Source organism: Thalassospira australica, assembly GCF_000763295.1.
GTDB classification, from domain to species: Bacteria; Pseudomonadota; Alphaproteobacteria; order Rhodospirillales; family Thalassospiraceae; genus Thalassospira; species Thalassospira australica.
Genome location: NZ_JRJE01000032.1, coordinates 444,732 through 461,880 on the forward strand (window position 1 = coordinate 444,732; position 17,149 = coordinate 461,880).

16 protein-coding genes are annotated in these 17,149 nt (G+C 54.6%); 8 read left to right on the top strand and 8 right to left on the bottom strand.

Annotated features, from left to right (window positions below):
• The first annotated feature begins 2 nt into the window (after positions 1 to 2).
• From lptC to ptsN, 6 genes are all read left to right on the top strand, one after another.
• Positions 3 to 713 (top strand): LPS export ABC transporter periplasmic protein LptC, encoded by a 711-nt coding sequence (gene lptC, locus JF44_RS0118245; RefSeq protein ID WP_033070358.1) that lies wholly within the window; start codon positions 3 to 5, stop codon positions 711 to 713.
• A 10-nt stretch (positions 714 to 723) separates the two neighbouring features.
• Positions 724 to 1,602 carry an LptA/OstA family protein gene (locus JF44_RS0118250; RefSeq protein ID WP_033070359.1) on the top strand — a complete coding sequence of 293 codons (879 nt, stop codon included), beginning with the start codon at positions 724 to 726 and terminating at the stop codon, positions 1,600 to 1,602.
• Between the two features lie 14 nt (positions 1,603 to 1,616).
• On the top strand, positions 1,617 to 2,450 hold the full coding sequence (lptB, locus tag JF44_RS0118255) for an LPS export ABC transporter ATP-binding protein (RefSeq protein WP_033070360.1): 834 nt from the start codon (positions 1,617 to 1,619) through the stop codon (positions 2,448 to 2,450).
• A 64-nt stretch (positions 2,451 to 2,514) separates the two neighbouring features.
• Positions 2,515 to 4,086 (top strand): RNA polymerase factor sigma-54, encoded by a 1,572-nt coding sequence (gene rpoN / locus JF44_RS0118260; RefSeq protein ID WP_033070361.1) that lies wholly within the window; start codon positions 2,515 to 2,517, stop codon positions 4,084 to 4,086.
• Between the two features lie 161 nt (positions 4,087 to 4,247).
• Positions 4,248 to 4,835: a ribosome hibernation-promoting factor, HPF/YfiA family gene (gene hpf, locus JF44_RS0118265; protein WP_033070362.1), complete on the top strand. Its 588-nt coding sequence runs from the start codon at positions 4,248 to 4,250 to the stop codon at positions 4,833 to 4,835.
• A gap of 47 nt (positions 4,836 to 4,882) precedes the next feature.
• Positions 4,883 to 5,347 (top strand): PTS IIA-like nitrogen regulatory protein PtsN, encoded by a 465-nt coding sequence (ptsN, locus tag JF44_RS0118270; RefSeq protein WP_033070363.1) that lies wholly within the window; start codon positions 4,883 to 4,885, stop codon positions 5,345 to 5,347.
• Between the two features lie 117 nt (positions 5,348 to 5,464).
• Here ptsN and JF44_RS0118275 read toward each other — a convergent pair whose 3' ends face one another.
• The 7 genes from JF44_RS0118275 to rsmI all read right to left on the bottom strand — a co-directional run bounded on the left by JF44_RS0118275 (position 5,465) and on the right by rsmI (position 14,356).
• Positions 5,465 to 7,036: an AmpG family muropeptide MFS transporter gene (locus tag JF44_RS0118275; protein WP_033070364.1), complete on the bottom strand. Its 1,572-nt coding sequence runs from the start codon at positions 7,034 to 7,036 to the stop codon at positions 5,465 to 5,467.
• 154 nt (positions 7,037 to 7,190) lie between these two features.
• Positions 7,191 to 9,002 carry a translational GTPase TypA gene (gene typA, locus JF44_RS0118280; protein ID WP_033070365.1) on the bottom strand — a complete coding sequence of 604 codons (1,812 nt, stop codon included), beginning with the start codon at positions 9,000 to 9,002 and terminating at the stop codon, positions 7,191 to 7,193.
• Positions 9,003 to 9,443: 441 nt separating this feature from the next.
• Positions 9,444 to 10,433 carry an adenosine kinase gene (locus JF44_RS0118285; RefSeq protein ID WP_033070366.1) on the bottom strand — a complete coding sequence of 330 codons (990 nt, stop codon included), beginning with the start codon at positions 10,431 to 10,433 and terminating at the stop codon, positions 9,444 to 9,446.
• Between the two features lie 650 nt (positions 10,434 to 11,083).
• Entirely contained in the window at positions 11,084 to 11,935 is an 852-nt protein-coding gene (locus JF44_RS0118290; RefSeq protein WP_238318497.1) for a SirB1 family protein, read from the bottom strand.
• 210 nt (positions 11,936 to 12,145) lie between these two features.
• The gene (locus JF44_RS0118295) at positions 12,146 to 12,778 is read right to left on the bottom strand and encodes a BON domain-containing protein (protein WP_238318498.1); all 633 of its coding nucleotides are present in this window, start codon (positions 12,776 to 12,778) and stop codon (positions 12,146 to 12,148) included.
• An 88-nt stretch (positions 12,779 to 12,866) separates the two neighbouring features.
• On the bottom strand, positions 12,867 to 13,295 hold the full coding sequence (locus JF44_RS0118300) for a YraN family protein (protein WP_081944496.1): 429 nt from the start codon (positions 13,293 to 13,295) through the stop codon (positions 12,867 to 12,869).
• Between the two features lie 2 nt (positions 13,296 to 13,297).
• On the bottom strand, positions 13,298 to 14,356 hold the full coding sequence (gene rsmI / locus JF44_RS0118305) for a 16S rRNA (cytidine(1402)-2'-O)-methyltransferase (RefSeq protein ID WP_081944497.1): 1,059 nt from the start codon (positions 14,354 to 14,356) through the stop codon (positions 13,298 to 13,300).
• 2 nt (positions 14,357 to 14,358) lie between these two features.
• Here rsmI and JF44_RS0118310 point away from each other — a divergent pair, with 2 nt between their 5' ends.
• Entirely contained in the window at positions 14,359 to 15,726 is a 1,368-nt protein-coding gene (locus JF44_RS0118310) for a penicillin-binding protein activator (protein ID WP_238318499.1), read from the top strand.
• Positions 15,727 to 15,798: 72 nt separating this feature from the next.
• On the opposite strand, the gene nth is transcribed toward JF44_RS0118310, so the two are convergent.
• Positions 15,799 to 16,440: an endonuclease III gene (nth, locus tag JF44_RS0118315; RefSeq protein ID WP_033070683.1), complete on the bottom strand. Its 642-nt coding sequence runs from the start codon at positions 16,438 to 16,440 to the stop codon at positions 15,799 to 15,801.
• A 244-nt stretch (positions 16,441 to 16,684) separates the two neighbouring features.
• Between nth and JF44_RS0118320 the strand changes: the two genes are divergently transcribed.
• Complete coding sequence (locus tag JF44_RS0118320; RefSeq protein WP_238318500.1) at positions 16,685 to 17,146, top strand: DUF2244 domain-containing protein; 462 nt, start codon at positions 16,685 to 16,687, stop codon at positions 17,144 to 17,146.
• Positions 17,147 to 17,149: the final 3 nt, after the last annotated feature.

Below are 17,149 nucleotides of genomic sequence, written 5' to 3' on the forward strand. Positions count from 1 at the left end.
GCATGAGCAACGAGGGCGCGTCACAGGTCGATCAACGCGAAGCGCGGGGCATTTCGCGCCATCGTCTGCCGTCGGGCCGTCGTGATGTGCGGATCAATCCGTTTCGCCGTGTCATCGTCAATATGCTGAAATTCGTGCTGCCGCTGATCGCCATGACGATCATGGCGCTGGTGATTTTGTGGCCGCAGATCGAACAGGTGCAGGACAGCGGCTTTCGGCTTGGCTTTTCGACATCGCCTGAAGATCTGATGGAAAATGTCGCGATGAGCAATCCGCGTTTCTTTGGCGTGGATGGCAATCGTCAGCCCTTTACCGTGACGGCAAACGAGGCGGTTGAAGCCACCAAAACAGCCGATCGCCCGGACCATATTTATCTTGCCGGACCACAGGCCGATATCACGCTTGAAGATGGGTCCTGGATCGCGATGACCGCGAACGAAGGGTTCTATACCGAGATCGACGGGATGCTCGATCTTGTTGGAACGGTGAATATGTATCACGATAACGGCTTTGAGATTCACACCCAAGAAGCTGAAATTGCAATGAATTCTGGCAGTGCGAGTGGAGATGTTCCGGTGAACGGGCAGGGACCATTTGGCACGATCAAGTCGGATTCCGGCTTTGAGCTGGAAGACAAGGGGGCGGTGATCCGCTTTTTGGGGAAATCGCAGTTGGTGATTTTCGACAGTGCAATGAATTCGACGGAGCAATGAGAGGGAAGTCATGATTGCGATGCCACATCTTGCCCGCAATACGATGAAGCTGATGACAACCCTGTTGTTGGCCTCTGCTGCTGTGGGCTTTTCGGCACAGCCGAACGGGGCACAGGCCAATCCGCTTGGGCTGGCGCAAAATGGTGGCGGCGGGCTTGAGGTCGAGTCTGATAACGGTATTGAATGGCGTCGTAACGAGCAGGTCCTGATTGCGCGTGGCAATGCGGTGGCAACGCGCGGTACCTCGCGGGTTGATGCCGATGAACTTCAGGCGCTTTATCGGGATCGGGACGGCAATAGCGAGATTTACCGCATCATTGCGATCGGCAATGTCAAATTGTCATCTGATACCGATGTCGCAGAAGGCGACAAGGCGGTCTATGACATTGATGACGCGGTGGTTGTTCTGACCGGCGATAACCTGAAATATTCCACCCCGACCGAGACGCTCACCGCACGCGACAGCCTGGAATATTGGGAAACAGAACGTGTTGCCATTGCCCGTGGCGATGCGGTCGCGGTTGCCGAGGATCGCACATTGCGCGGAGATGTTTTAACTGCGCGTTTTGATGCCGCCGAGGGTGGGGCCAATGAATTAAGCCGCATTGATGGACAAGGAAATGTGAATATTCGCACGGCAACCGAGTTTGTTGTTGGCGATCAGGGTGTTTATGATGCGAAAACAGGTATCGTCACCCTAACCGGATCGGTTAAGATCACCCGCGGAGAGAACCAGCTGAATGGGGACCGCGCCGTGGTCGACCTGAATACCGGGGTCAGTCGCCTGACAGCAGATGGTAATGGCGGTGGGAAAACCCGTGTTCGTGGCCTTCTGGTTCCACAAAAAGATGAAAACAACAGCCCGGCTGATGCCGGGGCCGGTAACTGAGAAAGGTCGGTCATTTGTTCTGGTCGCGCAAAAGCGTCAAATCCGATAACGCAAAGGCGCAAGCTGTATCTGGTGATGCATCGTCAGTTGACGGTGGTGCATCCGGCCCGCGTCTGATCAGTACCAACCAGGGGCTGGTGGCGCATAACCTTGGCAAAAGCTTCAAGAAGCGCCCGGTGCTCAAGGATGTGTCGGTTTCCGTACAGCGCGGCGAGGCGGTTGGCCTTTTGGGGCCGAATGGTGCGGGCAAGACCACCAGTTTCTATATTATCACCGGCCTGATTTCAGCCGACCGCGGCACCATTTCCATGGATGGGCGCGACATTACCATGATGCCGATGTATCAGCGTGCGCGCATGGGAATCGGCTATTTGCCGCAGGAAGCCTCGATTTTCCGTGGCATGACGGTTGAACAGAACATCATGGCGGTTCTTGAGGTGGTCGAAGATGACCGCATCAAACGCGAACAGAACCTTGAAGATCTTTTGGCGGAATTCGCCATTGAACATTTGCGCCGCACACCGGCCCTTGCGCTTTCGGGCGGGGAGCGCCGCCGTTGCGAGATCGCACGTGCGCTTGCGGCCCATCCGAACTTTGTTTTGCTGGACGAACCACTTGCCGGGATTGACCCGATTGCAGTGGGCGATATCCGTGATCTTGTACGTCATCTGAAAGATCGTGGCATTGGGGTCTTGATTACTGACCACAATGTGCGCGAGACTCTCGATATTATCGACCGGGCATATATCTTGCATGATGGTCGGGTTTTGATGGAAGGTGGTCCTGAAGAGATCGTCAGAAATGATGATGTTCGAAGGGTTTATCTGGGCGATCGTTTCAGCCTTTGATAAAGCTGCCAGACAGTCATACCAGTCTTGGGGGGAGTTCGGATTGACACGGGGTAGTGCATAAATGGCCCTGAAGGCGCGGCTAGACTTACGTCAGTCCCAGTCACTTGTCATGACTCCCCAGCTGCAGCAGGCGATTAAGCTGCTGCAATTCAATAATATTGAGCTTTCCAATTTTATCGACAGCGAGCTGATGGAAAACCCGCTTCTGGAGCGGGCCGATCCCGGCCAAACCTATGCCGAAACCGGTGACGGGGCGGTTGGCAATGGCGATGAAGGCATCGATAGCCGATCCACCGACAATTTTTCAGACCGCGAAGATCAGTTCGGAACCGACCGCCTGACCGCAAGCGATTCCATGGGCAGCGACGATGGCCCGCTTGATGTGGCCAGTGATGCGCTTTATGGCGGCGAGGGTGAAATAACCCGCAACGGCGAACCGGTTGCCGGCAATCATGATTATGCGGCCCCCCACGGCGGGGGCGCAGGTGGCGCAGGTGGCGGTGGTGGCGAAGATCTGCCGGGCCTTGAACAAACCCTGGCCGATGAAGCAACCCTGCGGCAGTCGCTTGATGATCAGCTTAATATCGCCTTTGCCGATTCCATGTCGCGCATGATCGGCAGCTATCTGATCGATATGCTTGATGACAACGGGTATGTCAGCGGCGAACTTGGCGAGGTTTCCGAAGCGCTTGAATGCGATATGGCCGAGGTCGAACGTGTTCTTGCGGTGATGCAGGGGTTTGACCCGGTCGGTATTTTCGCCCGCAACCTTGCCGAATGTCTTGAGCTGCAGCTGCGTGAGCTTAATCGCTATGACCCGGCGATGGCGGCCCTTCTGTCCAATCTGGATCTTCTGGCCAAGCGGGACTTTGATCGTTTGCGCCGGGTGTGCGGGGTCGACTCGGACGATCTTTATGACATGATCGCCGAAATCAAAACCCTTGATCCCCGTCCGGGCAAGACTGCCGATGGTGAAGTTGCCACCCCGGTAATTCCCGACGTTTTGATGCGTGCTGCGGGCAATGGCAACTGGCATCTCGAACTGAATTCCGAAGCCCTGCCACGTGTTCTGGTCAATGAGGACTATGTTGCGCAGATCGGGTCGGGCCTGCGTGATCGTGAAGAACGCGGTTTCATGAGCGAAAAGCTTCAAACGGCAAACTGGCTGGTCAAGGCATTGCACCAGCGTGCAACCACGATCATGAAGGTCGCCAGCGAAATCGTCCGCCAGCAGGATGGATTCTTTACCCATGGGGTCGGGCATCTGCGCCCGTTAATTCTGCGCGATATCGCCGAGGCCATCGGCATGCATGAAAGCACGGTATCACGGGTGACGAATGGCAAGTTCATGTCGACGCCGCGTGGCATGTTCGAGCTGAAATACTTCTTCACGACGGCGATTTCGTCTTCAGATGGTGGTGATGCCTATTCTTCGGAATCTGTGCGGTATCGGATCAAGTCGTTGATTGATAACGAGGATCCCAAAAAGATTCTGTCAGACGACAAACTCGTTGAGCTTCTTGGCAAGGAAGGGATCGACATTGCGCGTCGAACAGTGGCAAAATACCGTGAAGCGATGCGCATTCCTTCGTCAGTCCAGCGTCGGCGCGAGAAAAAATCACGTGCTTCCTAGCACTAAAATGACGGGAAAAGTACGATAACGTACTGCAATTTAATGGAACATACCCATATCTTGACTTGGTAAAGACGAGGGAATATGGTGCGCCCACCTGATTGAGGGGCACCAGACATCCATATGTTACGGTAAGTCACTCAACCGGGGATAGGCGATCCATGCAAATTACGGTTATCGGTAAGCAACTTGACGTCGGCGATGCACTTCGCCAACACGTCGTCGAGACCTTGGACCCTGCAGTAGAGAAATATTTCGATCATGCAATCGAAGCCACGGTGACCTTCACCAAACAGGCACATCTCTATCACGCGCAGATTTCGGTCCATGTCGGTAAGGGCATGATGGTACAGGCAAAGGCATCGGCCAATGAGGTTTACCCCTCGTTTGATGCGGCCTGTGACAGAGTGGCCAAACAGTTGCGGCGCTATAAAAGGCGCCTGCGTGATCATCACGCAAGCCGTGACCATCATGAGCAGGCCCGTCTAGAGGCGGTCCACTATGTGATCGCGCAAGAAGATGACGATCATTCGGATGACGATCACGTAAACGGCTACGAACCGGTGATTGTTGCCGAGACACCCGATCGCATCGATACGCTTTCCGTTGGGGAAGCTGTCATGCGGCTCGACTTGGGGGACATTCCGGCACTGATGTTCCGGAATGGCAAACATGGCGGATTCAATGTTGTGTATCGTCGCTCAGATGGCAATATCGGTTGGCTAGATCCAAACGATAGCGAATCCTGAAGCGCGGGACAGAAACCGAATCCCAGCCAAACAACACAACGCGAAAAATGGACATATCATCGATTCTTACTCCGTCCGGAGTTATTCCGGCACTGCGTTCTGGTGCTAAGAAAGCAGTGCTTGAGGAACTTGCCGAAAAGGCAGCCGAAGTTACCGGACGCTCTGCAAGCGAGATTTTTTCTGTCCTGCTTGACCGTGAAAAGCTTGGCAGTACCGGTGTTGGTGGCGGTGTCGCGATCCCGCACGGCAAGTTGAACGATCTGGATCGGCTGTACATGGTTTTTGCCCGTGCAGGCAACCCGATCGAGTTTGATGCCGTTGACGAGCACCCTGTCGACTTGTTCTGCATGCTGATTGCACCCGAAGAAGCCGGTGCTGATCACCTTAAGGCGTTGGCGCGGATTTCCCGTCTGCTGCGCAATCAGGGCATGTGTGACAAGCTGCGCGGGGCTGGATCGGCCGATGCGATCTATGCGCTTCTGACCCAGGACGAGGCCGAACAGGCCGCTTGAAACGGTCAGTGAGTGGCGGGTAGTCCCCGTAGATGTCTTGGCAAGGACCCACAGAATTCAAAAGAACCGGACGCCCATCAGGCGTCCGGTTTTTCTTTGTGCGGTTCGATATCCTGATCAGGCGTTCGATGGTGCGTCCCTGGCATCGTCAGGGCCCTTCACATCGGTCAATCGCCCGGCCATCACCACAAGATACAGTACCGGAATGCCGATGATGGCTGTGCCGATAAAGAACCAGCTATAGCCCACCGCATCGACCGCCGTGCCCGAGAACCCGGCAAGGATTTTCGGAAACAGGGTCATGATCGAACTGAAGATCGCGTATTGCATGGCGGTAAAGGAGATATTGGTCAGACCGGACAGATAGGCGATGAAGGCGGCCGTTGCCAGACCACCGCACAGGTTGTCGCCCATAATGACAATGACAAACATGGTCGTGTTCGGGCCGATATAGGCGAGAAAGGCAAACAGGATGTTGGAAATGGCCGCCAGAAAAGCCCCAAGGAACAAAATCCGCAACACGCCATAGCGCACCGACAGAACCCCGCCCAGAAAACTGCCTGCAATGGTCATGAACAGACCAAGCGTCTTGGAGACAGCGGCAATTTCCTCTTTTGAGAAGCCAAGGTCGGTGTAAAACACGTTGGCCATTACCCCCATGACGATATCGGCAATGCGATAGACGCCAATCAGGACGAGAATAACAATTGCGGCCTTGCCGTACCGGTCGACGAAATCCTTCACCGGCGAAATATAGGCTTCCTGAACCATCCCGGTGGGGGTCAGGCCAACACGGGTGGTTAGCCATGCCACCAGAATGGCAAAGGCAATGGCAATGCCCAGCTTGACCGCACCGGCAACAAAGCCCGAAAGTTCACGGATCATGCCACCATCAATAAGCGCTGTTCTCAGCGGATCGGTAATGTGCGCAGCGTAGATAATCGCAATGACAAAGGCGATGACCGTTATCGCAAACATCGCGATAAAGCGGACATAATCTGACGTCTTGTGGAAAAATTTGCTGTCGAGGCGCTCAACATCGGGTTCGCTGACGAGAAGGGTGGTGATGACGCCAATGCACATGGCAAGCGCCATACAGCCATAGGCGACCATCCAGGCAAAGTGTTGATAGGTGCCCTCGGCCTCAAACAGCCCGGCGATGGTGAGTGCCCCGGCGCCGGCGATGATCATGCCGATCCGGTATCCGCCGATATAGGCGGAACTCATCATGGCCTGCAGATCGGTGTTTGCGGCTTCGATGCGGTAGGCATCAATGACAATATCCTGCGTGGCCGAGGCAAAACCAAGCGCGACGGCGGCAAAGGCCATCATGGTCAAGTTTTCGGCAGGATCGGTCAGCCCCATCCACAGGATCGCGCCGATGATGGCGAACTGGGAAATGATCAACCAGCTCCGGCGACGGCCAAGGATGCTGTGCAGGATCGGGAACGGAAGCCTGTCAATCAGCGGAGCCCAGACAAACTTGAAGGAATAGCCAAGGGCGGCCCAACTGAAATAGGTGACTGTGGAACGATCCACCCCGGCTTCGCGCAGCCAGATCGACAGTGTTGAGAAAATCAGAAGAATAGGAATGCCTGCCGACAATCCCAAAAACAGCATTGTAATCACCCGTGGATGAACAAAAGCGCCAAAGGCCTCGCCCCAGCTTCGCTTTTCTGCGCTGTGCATTGATTTTCCCCTGTTTCAAGCAATGGCACGAAGCTAGTGCAAACTGGTTAAGGAAAACCGAAACAGGGCGCGCAGCGGATGATGATGCGGGCATGAAAAAGGGCCGATCCATTCCTGGACCGGCCCTTTTTGAATTTGGTGCAGAAAGAAAGGCTTAGCCTTCTTTCTTGCGGCTTTCGCGCTTACGCACGTTCGGATCGAGGTGCAGCTTACGGATACGTACGCTTTTTGGGGTGACCTCAACCAGTTCGTCGTCCTGAATGTAGGACAGGGCTTCTTCAAGCGACATACGGCGCGGCGGGGTCAGGGTCACAGCTTCGTCCTTGCCTGATGCACGAACGTTGGTCAGCTTTTTGCCCTTGAGCACGTTGATTTCCAGATCGTTGTCACGGTTGTGTTCGCCAACGATCATGCCCTGATAAACGCGTTCGCCATGTTCAACGAACATGATGCCACGATCTTCAAGGTTAAACAGCGCATAGGCCACAGCTTCACCCTGATCATTGGAGATTAGCGCACCGTTACGGCGACCGGCAATCGATCCTTTGACCGGGCCATAGGAATGGAACACACGGTTCATCACGCCTGTACCGCGGGTATCGGTCAGGAATTCACCGTGATAGCCGATCAGGCCACGTGACGGGGCAAGGAAGATGATACGGGTCTTGCCGCCACCAGATGACCGCATATCGGTCATTTCGGCTTTGCGCAGGCTCATTTTTTCGACGACGACGCCGGAATATTCTTCGTCCACGTCAACCTGGACTTCTTCGAATGGCTCGGACAGGACACCGTCGACTTCCTGGAACAGAACGCGCGGACGCGAGATCGACAGTTCAAAACCTTCGCGACGCATGGTTTCAACCAGAACGCCGAGCTGCAATTCACCACGACCAGCGACTTCGAATGCGTCCTTGTCGGCGGTTTCGCCGATTTTAATGGCGATGTTGCCTTCGGCTTCGCGTTCCAGGCGGGCGCGGATCATGCGCGAGGTAACCTTGTCGCCTTCCTGACCGGCCAGCGGCGAGTTGTTGACCGAGAAGGTCATCGCCAGGGTCGGCGGATCGATCGGCTGACTTTCAATGGCGTCTTTTACCTCGGTCGAGCAGATGGTGTCGGCAACGGTTGCTTCGGTCAGACCGGCAATTGCGATGATGTCACCGGCAACAGCTTCTTCCTGCGGGACACGATCAAGACCACGGAAGCCCATCAGTTTGGACAGGCGGCCGGTTTCAACGGTGCCGTCGCCGCGGATGACTTTCACCGGCATGTTGAGTTTCGCACGACCCTGATAGACACGACCAGTCAGGATGCGGCCAAGAAAGTTATCGGCATGCAGCATGGTGGCCAGCATGGCAAACGGCGCATCTTCATTTACGTCCGGTGCCGGAACATGTTTGAGAACAAGTTCCATCAACGGGGTCAGGTTGTCTTTCGGGCCTTCCGGGCTTTCAGCAGCCCAGCCATCACGACCCGATGCATAGAGAACCGGGAAATCGAGCTGTTCGTCAGAAGCTTCAAGCGATACGAACAGATCGAAGATCTCGTCGAGGACTTCTTCGGCGCGCTGATCGGGACGGTCGATCTTGTTGATGATCACAATCGGCTTCAGACCCAGTTTCAGCGCCTTGCCCAGAACGAATTTGGTCTGCGGCATCGGACCTTCGGCTGAGTCAACAAGCAGAACCACACCTTCAACCATGGACAGGATACGTTCGACCTCGCCACCGAAATCGGCGTGGCCCGGGGTATCAACGATGTTCACGCGGGTGTCGCCCCACTGAACGGCTGTCGGTTTTGCGACAATGGTAATGCCGCGCTCACGTTCCAGATCGTTGCTGTCCATGGCGCGTTCATCAACGCGCTGGTTGTCACGATAGACACCGGACTGACGGAACATGGAATCGACCAGCGTGGTTTTGCCGTGGTCAACGTGGGCGATGATGGCGATATTGCGCAAGCTCATGGGCGCGGACTCCAGATATAAAAATGCCGCGCGCCGGGGTCTGCCCATGCGCATCGGTCAGTAAAACGTTTCAAGGCCAGTAGATATTCAGCACCCATATGACCGGTGTCGTTGGATCGGCACGGTCAAGGCCGCGCCTTATGCAGCGCAGGGTACATGCTGAATGTTTACTGGCCCGAAAAACAAAAATTGCAGGCTGGCTTCGAAAGCTGCCCTGTCATAGCCAATGTGAAGGCGAAAGACCAGCTTTGTGCGCGCCATGCGGGGTTGATTTTTCTGCAATGCGGGCTGTTTGCGCCAAACTTTGGATAAAGTCAATGCTTGTGTTGCGTTGCAGCGCCGGGGAAACCGCCATTTTCACCATTGAAAACGGGACGACAACGCAATGTTGCCGTCCCGTGAAATCTTGGTCTTCTGACAGATAAAGCTGCCGGGGCGGGGTCAAACCACCTTGGCGGTCAGTTCTTTCAGGTCCGCATCCGGGCGCGCACCCATATGGGAAATGACCTCGGATGCGCAGATCGCGCCAAGCTGACCACACACCGGCAGTTCGTACCCCTTGGTGTAACCAAACAGGAAACCCGATGCGAACAGATCGCCTGCCCCGGTGGTGTCGACCACCTTGGCAACCGCTTCGGCGCTGATTTCATGAATTTCATCTTCGGCGACGATGACGGCACCTTTTTCGCCACGAGTCAGCGCAGCAACCCTGCAGTGCTTGCGCACTTCGGCCAGGGCTTCGTCAAAGGTGTCAACTTCGTACAGTGACTTGATCTCGTCTTCATTGGCGAACAGCACGTCGATATGGTTATCGACCAGTTCGCGGAACGATTCGCGGTGACGATCAACGCAGAAGGAATCTGACAGGCTGATGGAAACCTGACGACCGGCATCATGGGCGACTTTGGCGGCTTTGACGAACGCATCCTTGGCTTCCGGACGGTCCCAAAGATAGCCTTCCATATAGGTTACCTTGGCCGACTTGATCATGTCCTCGTCGATGTCGTCCGGGCCAAGTTCGGTGCAGGCCCCGAGGAAGGTGTTCATCGTGCGGTGCCCATCCGGGGTGACAAAGATCAGGCAGCGCGCAGTCGGGGAGCCTTCAGAGGCCGGAGCGGAATTAAATTCAACGCCCATGGCGCGGATATCATGGCGAAACACTTCGCCAAGCTGATCGTCGCGGACTTTGCCGATATAGGCACCCTTGCCACCGAGTGCTGCGATGCCTGCCATGGTGTTGCCGGCAGAACCACCAGACATTTCCATGCCCGGGCCCATTTGGGCATAAAGACTGTCTGCGGTTTCCGCATCAATCAGCGTCATGGCGTTTTTGACAAGGTTCAGGCGCTCAAGGTCTTCTTCCTTGCAATGGGCAAGGACATCAACAATTGCATTGCCGATCCCAACGACGTCGATGGTGGTGTCGTTCATGTAGTTCATTCCTGCGGTTATTCGTTTGAACGGCACCGTAACTTATCCGGTAGGCCGTGCGGCGAGCGATTGGGCCGGGGCCGTTCTCGGTGCCTTCGAAACTGACTTTTGCGGAGTATAGGCAATGCGGTGTGCGGTGCAAGCATTGCAACTGTTTCGTGCCCGGTTGTTTAACCTGTCGTTAAGGCCTCAAAAAACTACAAAAGATGTTTTTTAGGTAATGAGGCAGGTCTGATTTGACCCGAAGACGGTTTTACGCGCGAACTTTTGGTTGAAAGGGTGTTGGTGTCTTGCGCCTCTGGTGTGGTGGGCTGGCTGAAGTCCGCAGTTTTCAAGGGATTGCGCTTTGATTAGCCTTTTCTCAGGCACCTTGTGGTCAAAGAGTCAAAAAAACATCAAAAAACCGCAAACAAGCAAAATCAGGTAACTTTGAAGGGCTATTTTCCCCATATTCACAAAGGTCCAGATTCCAAACAAACCAGTTTGTTTTTAAACAAAACTAATCAATGTCAGCTATTTTATTGTAAATAGAAAATATAAATTAATTCTATAACGAGTATAACGCTATTTCGTGGCTGTTTCCAAGAAAACTGTCGCAGCAGCATTGTCTTATCGGTCAGCGTTGAAATCTGGGCATTCTGGCGCAGGAATCAGGTTTCCTGATCGGGAAAAAGTGGAATCGGATCGTTGGTTTTTGCCGGTCTGTCTTCATTCTCAGACATGTGTGGCTGTGCGCCGCCACCGTCATCGTCCTTGGTGTCAGGATGGGCGGCATCCAGACTGAGGCGGTCACGCAATTCTTCGATCACGGCTTCAATACGGGCACGGTGAAGCGGGTCCTTGCAGCGTTTGACGAACTGTTCAAATGCGCCCAGTGCCCTGTGATCCTGATCAAGGCGGGCATAAAGCGCACCAAGCTGGTGCCACAGGCCTTCATGTTCGCCATCAATCAGCAAACTGTGTTCAACAACACGGGTCGCAAGATCCAATTCTCCGGCGCGAAGCGCACGAACCTTGATGTTGTTTTGCAATCGCAACAAAATATCAATGTCGGAAGATGGCCGGTAATGTTCAGGGGTCAGCTCGGCATCAAGTCCGCTAAATGATTTTAGCAATTCGCGCAATTCTGCGGGCCCAAGGCTGATTGCGCCATGGAACGGATCAATCATCTTGCGCTTGCCGTTCACCTGAACACGCAGCAGGAAATGACCGGGGAAATCAATACCGGTAACAGCAATACCACAACGTTGGGCGGCATGGATATAAAGCATCCCCAATGCGACCGGCAGTCCGCGTTTGCGTTCGATGACCTGCATCAGATCGGCATTTGCGATGTCATCATAGTTTTCCGCATCCCCCTGAAAGCCGTTTCGCTCAGCAATCACGGTCTGAAGGGCGCGGGCGACCTGATCAATGGTGGGTTCAGCTTCCGTATCGTCAACCGGCAGGGATTGATCGCTGCCAGTTGCGTTTAAGTCAGGTTGCAGGGTCAGACTTGCCAATTCCGTACGGAGCTGATCCGCAAGATCATCAAGATGCTTCAGATATGGAGCGATATCGCGTTTAACGGCGCCGTCTGACTGATTGATCCGGGCAAAATGCAGGGCTGCTTCGGCGGCACTGGCCGTCGGTTTCTTGCCCTTGCCATAATCGACAAGCCATTGGCGATCCGGATCGGTCGGGGCTGTTATGTGGCTTACGCTGCTAATGGTTCAGGTTCCTTGTCGGCTTGGGTCGTCTTTCAGGCGGATATGGCTGACGACCCGTTTGACGTAACTTGTGTCGCGTGCATGCGAAATGACCCGATCGCGTTCAATATCGTTCTGGGCAATGCCCATCAGATGGACGGTGCCATTTACGGTCTCGATGCTGTAATTGATGGCAAAAACATCGCTATCAAACATCAAGGCGGTTTTGATCCGGGCGGTGATTACCAGATCACCCGCACTGTCCACCAGTGTCAGGTCATCGCCGATTTTGATCTCGTTATGGACCCTTTTTACGCCGTCAACCTGCCAGGCGAGGCGGACGGCTTCAAGTTGATCGGTAACAGACGGGACGTGACCGGCCAGCAAAACTTCGCCTTCGACAACTTCGATCTCGATATCAAGAAACAGTCTTTCGTCCTGTGCTAGAAATTTCTGCCAGATCTGCGCGGTAATGCCTGTATCGCTTACCGCGCCATCAAAGCCGCGTTCCTGAAAGGCGGCGACACCGGCAGTTGCGCCAGCGCCAAGCACAACCGATGCCGGTGTGCACCCCGAAAGCGGAAAAATACATATTCCGGTTAACACCAACGTTTTGAAAACGCCAAGTTGCCGATTGGTCATTCCTTGTGATGACATTTACCGATGTCTCGCCCCGTTCCCCAGTTCCATGGCATCCATCATTGCCCACCGGGGGTTAAGGAGTTTTAAAATCCCGAGTTGTTTATCAGTAAAACCGCATCTTTTTTGTCGGGTACGGTTTTTTGTCCGTCAGGCAGGGCGCCATGCATTTTTTGACGTGTTTGATTTTACCAAACCCGTGAACACTCATCACATCAAATCGAAGGTCCCCGCCATGACCGATGCGCCCGGCATAAATTTCAAGGGCGCGTGCGATCCGTTCTTGTTGTCTGGCGGTGATTGAATGAAGTGCTGTTGCGTGATCGGTGCGGGTTTTGACCTCTATCGCGATCAAGACGTTACTGCGTCGGGCAACAATATCAATCTCGCCGGCCGGACTTTTATAACGGGTCGCAAGAATGCGATATCCCTTAAGTCGTAACCATATGGCACATAGTTTTTCTGCCCGACGTCCGACCTTTTCCGCCCGCTTGCGGCTTGATGTATCATCAGGCAAGGGATGGGATCGCACCATGATCAATCAGGGTCCGATTTGGCGAGTTCAAGGGCACGATTATAGAGATTGCGCTTTTTAAGGCCGGTTTCCCTGGAAAGAATATCGGCGGCTTCCTTAGTGCGGTGGGTTTTGATCAATTCGCTTAAGCGTTGGTCGATATCTTCGGCACTGGGTTCGTTGTCACTGTCATCAGCCGGACCGACAATCACAACAATCTCGCCTTTCGGCGCGCCTGCTTCGGCATAATGGTTTGCCAAATCATCAAGCGTGCCATTGCGGACTTCTTCAAACATTTTGGTCAATTCGCGCGTCACGGCTGCTTCACGCCTGCCACCGAGCATTTCGACCATGTCGGCAAGGCTTGCGGCCAGACGTTTGGGGCTTTCAAGAAAAATCAGGCTGCCTGGAATCGGCGCAAAACGGGTCAGTTCCTTTTTGCGTGCCATGGTTTTGGGCGGCAGGAAGCCTGCATAAAAGAAATGATCACTTGGCAGACCCGAGAGGATCAGGGCCACAATCGGCGATGCGGCCCCAGGGGCTGCGGTAACGTTAAAGCCTTCTTCCTTGCAATCGCGAACCAGTTTGTAGCCCGGATCATTGATCAATGGCGTCCCGGCATCGGAAATCAGGGCAAGGCCCTGACCTTTGCCCAGGCGGTCCATGATTTCCGGGCGCATCTTGGCGGCGTTATGTTCGTGATAGGCAATACGCTTGGTTTTGATCCCATAGCGCGACAGCAGTTTGCCCGATGTGCGGGTGTCTTCGCACAAAATAACGTCGGCGCGTTTGAGGATATCAAGCGCCCTGACCGTAATATCGCCCAAATTTCCGATTGGAGTAGCAACAAGATAAAGACCAGACGAAAGTGGCAAAAGGCTTTCATCATGTTTACTTGCATCCTCGCCCGCATTACCCTGCGGACGAAACGACTTATCGGGAGGTGAGATTGGGTTGTCCGAAACGTCATCCGTCACAGAAGCGGATGCAGAAAGAGGCGCTGCCGCGTCAGGCATTGTCAGATCAGGGTCGGTTTTCGGATCTTTTTCCGGCTTGGAGCCGGATTGCGCGCCGGACGGCATCTGTGGTTGTCCTCTCTCTCGGGCTGAGCGCATGTAACGCGACCACGAGTATCACGGACCTGTTTGGTTCGCAACGTGACGCGCCGGTTGAAAGTGCCAACCAGCCCGGCCAAACCACTGTTGATCCGACCAGTGCACCCGATCAGGGCCTGATTCCCGAGGCTGCCCCCTGGACAAGTGATGCTGCCCTTCCCGAAGGTGAGGGGGCTGAACTTCCCGCACTTTATAACGATGATGCGGCGATTTTCGAAAAGCGTATTGCCCTTTTGCTGCCGCTATCGGGACAACATGCCGAACTGGGGCGCGCCATGCGTCATGCCGCGGAACTGGCGATGTTTGACATTGCCAGTGATGACTTTGTGCTGATGCCCATTGATACAGCCGGAACCTATCAGGGTGGGCAGAACGCCGCGCGGGAAGCGGTTGATGCCGGTGCGAAAATGATCCTTGGTCCGCTTTTCTCCGAATCGGTCAGCGGGGCCAGCGAAGTTGCCAAATCGGCAAATGTGCCGGTGGTGGCGTTTTCCAACAACCGCCGGGTTGCGGAAAGCGGTGTTTGGGTCAATGGCCTGATTCCCGAAGATCAGATTGCCCGTGCGGTAGGCTATGCGACAACGCAGGGGCGTTATCGGTTTGCTGCGCTCTTGCCGCAAAATGATTATGGACGGCAGATTGCAAGTGGTCTGAACACGGTTGTCGCCCGGGTTGGTGGCACCCTTGGCCGGGTGGCGTTTTATCAGCCGGGTTCGGAAAGCCTGCAGCAAACCATTCGCGATTTCGCCAATTACGATGCCCGGCGCGCCAATCTGCGGGCGCACAAAGCCCAGCTTGAAGCCGATGGCAGTGCAGGGGCAAAGCGAGCGCTGCGGCGTCTTGAAGGTGTCGATACCTATGGCGAGCTTGATTTTGATGCCCTGATTTTGCCTGCAACGGGCGGTGATTTGCGTCAGGTTTCGTCGCTTCTGGCCTATTTCGATATTGATCCGTCGATTGTGCAGTTTATCGGCACGTTCGGCTGGAATGATCCGGGCCTGTTTTCTGAGCCTGCTCTCAAGGGCGGGATATTTGCCGCGCCGAACCCGGAAAACTGGGAACTGTTTGCGGCAAGATTTGAACGTACCTTCGGGGATCAGCCGCCACGTATTTCCAGCCTTGCCTATGACAGTACGGCGCTGGCGGCCTTAATGGCGCGCGAAGAAACCATGTCGCAAGATACCCTGACCAACCCGGTCGGGTTTGTGGGCGTTGATGGTATTTTCCGGCTGACCATGGATGGGCAGTCCGAGCGCGGCTATGCCATCATGCGCATTGGTCCCGAAGGGGCCGAAGTCGTTGCACCGGCACCTGCGGCCTTTGATCAGGTGTTTTGACCCTGAACAGTTTCTGATCAGCGGGCCTTAACGCCAGAAATTAAAGCCAGATGTTATAAAACGCCTGCCGGATTATGCTTCGGCAGGCGTTTTGTCTTTGAAATTGCACAGATCATTGACAATGCAGTCGCCACAGCGTGGCTTGCGCGCCTTGCAGATATAGCGCCCATGCAGGATCAGCCAGTGATGGGCATGGGTCATGAAGCGGGTCGGGACTTTCTTTAAAAGCGCCTTTTCGACCGCAAGGACGGTTTTGCCATTGGCCATGCCGGTACGGTTCCCCAATCGGAAAATATGCGTATCGACCGCCATGGTGTGTTCGCCCCAGGCGATATTGCGCACCACATTCGCCGTTTTTCGGCCGACACCGGGCAATTCTTCAAGTGCTTCCTGATCGTTGGGCACCACCCCGCCATGCTTATCAACAAGGATTTTGGCCGCTGCCATGACATTCTTGGCCTTGCCGCGATAAAGCCCGATGGTTTTGATGTGTTCGATCAGCGCTTCTTCACCAAGGTCAAGCATATCCTGCGGCGTTTCGACGATCTGAAACAGCTTTTTGGTCGCCTTGTTGACCCCGACATCGGTCGCCTGTGCCGACAGCGCAACTGCGACCAGAAGCGTATAGGGATTGGTGTAATCCAGCTCCCCTTTCGGTTCCGGGTCGGCATCGGACAGTCGCTGGAAAAATTCTTCGATGGCGGCTTTGTTCATCGGGCGGGCCATGGACAGCATTCTCTTTGTGGTTTGCCGCATTTGCGGTCAGTTTGGGGACAGGCAATATGCAAATATATGCTGCCCCTGATCCGATCTCCTCAATGCAAACTATATAAACTGACAGGGCCAGGAAATCGAATTTTGATTGCAGGACTGCCATAGTCAGGCGCAAAATCGGGAATCACAGCAACAGGTACCACCAATGCCAACTGTGCCACGTTCCGCAAAACCGATCTTTCGGGTGAATTTGTTTCCGCCGCGATCGCTCTCGCGTCGGGCGGCGCGTAATATTGTGCTGTTTTTGGCCGGATTGACGACCACCATCGGGTTTATTTTCTGGTCAATCGGGGCGTGGCCGGTGATTGGGTTTCTTGGGGTGGATGTGCTGTTGCTGTCACTGGCCTTTCATTTCAGTTTTCGATCAGCCCGCCAGGAAGAGCGCATCGAACTTGGGCGGGCTAACCTTCGGGTCACGCGCATATCGGTCCGGGGGGAGCGTCAGGAATTTGATTTTCAGCCCTATTGGCTGCGTGTGGAACTTGAACGAGGCGAAGATGAACAATCTGCCCTGTTTTTGCGAACACATGGCAAAAGTCTGGAAATCGGGCAGTTTCTTGGGGCCGATGAAAAAGAAAATCTGGCCGAAAAGCTCGAGGCCGTCTTGCGCCAAACCCGCTGTAATCCTGCCGATATTCCGGTTTGAGGG

Bases quoted from the DNA above. Each gene is read 5' to 3' on its own strand.
- JF44_RS0118295 (WP_238318498.1), bottom strand. From the start codon at position 12,778: ATGTCATCACAAGGAATGACCAATCGGCAACTTGGCGTTTTCAAAACG.
- ptsN (WP_033070363.1), top strand. From the start codon at position 4,883: ATGGACATATCATCGATTCTTACTCCGTCCGGAGTTATTCCGGCACTG.
- lptC (WP_033070358.1), top strand. From the start codon at position 3: ATGAGCAACGAGGGCGCGTCACAGGTCGATCAACGCGAAGCGCGGGGC.
- JF44_RS0118250 (WP_033070359.1), top strand. From the start codon at position 724: ATGATTGCGATGCCACATCTTGCCCGCAATACGATGAAGCTGATGACA.
- JF44_RS0118300 (WP_081944496.1), bottom strand. From the start codon at position 13,295: ATGGTGCGATCCCATCCCTTGCCTGATGATACATCAAGCCGCAAGCGG.
- rpoN (WP_033070361.1), top strand. From the start codon at position 2,515: ATGGCCCTGAAGGCGCGGCTAGACTTACGTCAGTCCCAGTCACTTGTC.
- hpf (WP_033070362.1), top strand. From the start codon at position 4,248: ATGCAAATTACGGTTATCGGTAAGCAACTTGACGTCGGCGATGCACTT.
- typA (WP_033070365.1), bottom strand. From the start codon at position 9,002: ATGAGCTTGCGCAATATCGCCATCATCGCCCACGTTGACCACGGCAAA.
- JF44_RS0118275 (WP_033070364.1), bottom strand. From the start codon at position 7,036: ATGCACAGCGCAGAAAAGCGAAGCTGGGGCGAGGCCTTTGGCGCTTTT.
- nth (WP_033070683.1), bottom strand. From the start codon at position 16,440: ATGAACAAAGCCGCCATCGAAGAATTTTTCCAGCGACTGTCCGATGCC.
- rsmI (WP_081944497.1), bottom strand. From the start codon at position 14,356: ATGCCGTCCGGCGCGCAATCCGGCTCCAAGCCGGAAAAAGATCCGAAA.
- JF44_RS0118285 (WP_033070366.1), bottom strand. From the start codon at position 10,433: ATGAACGACACCACCATCGACGTCGTTGGGATCGGCAATGCAATTGTT.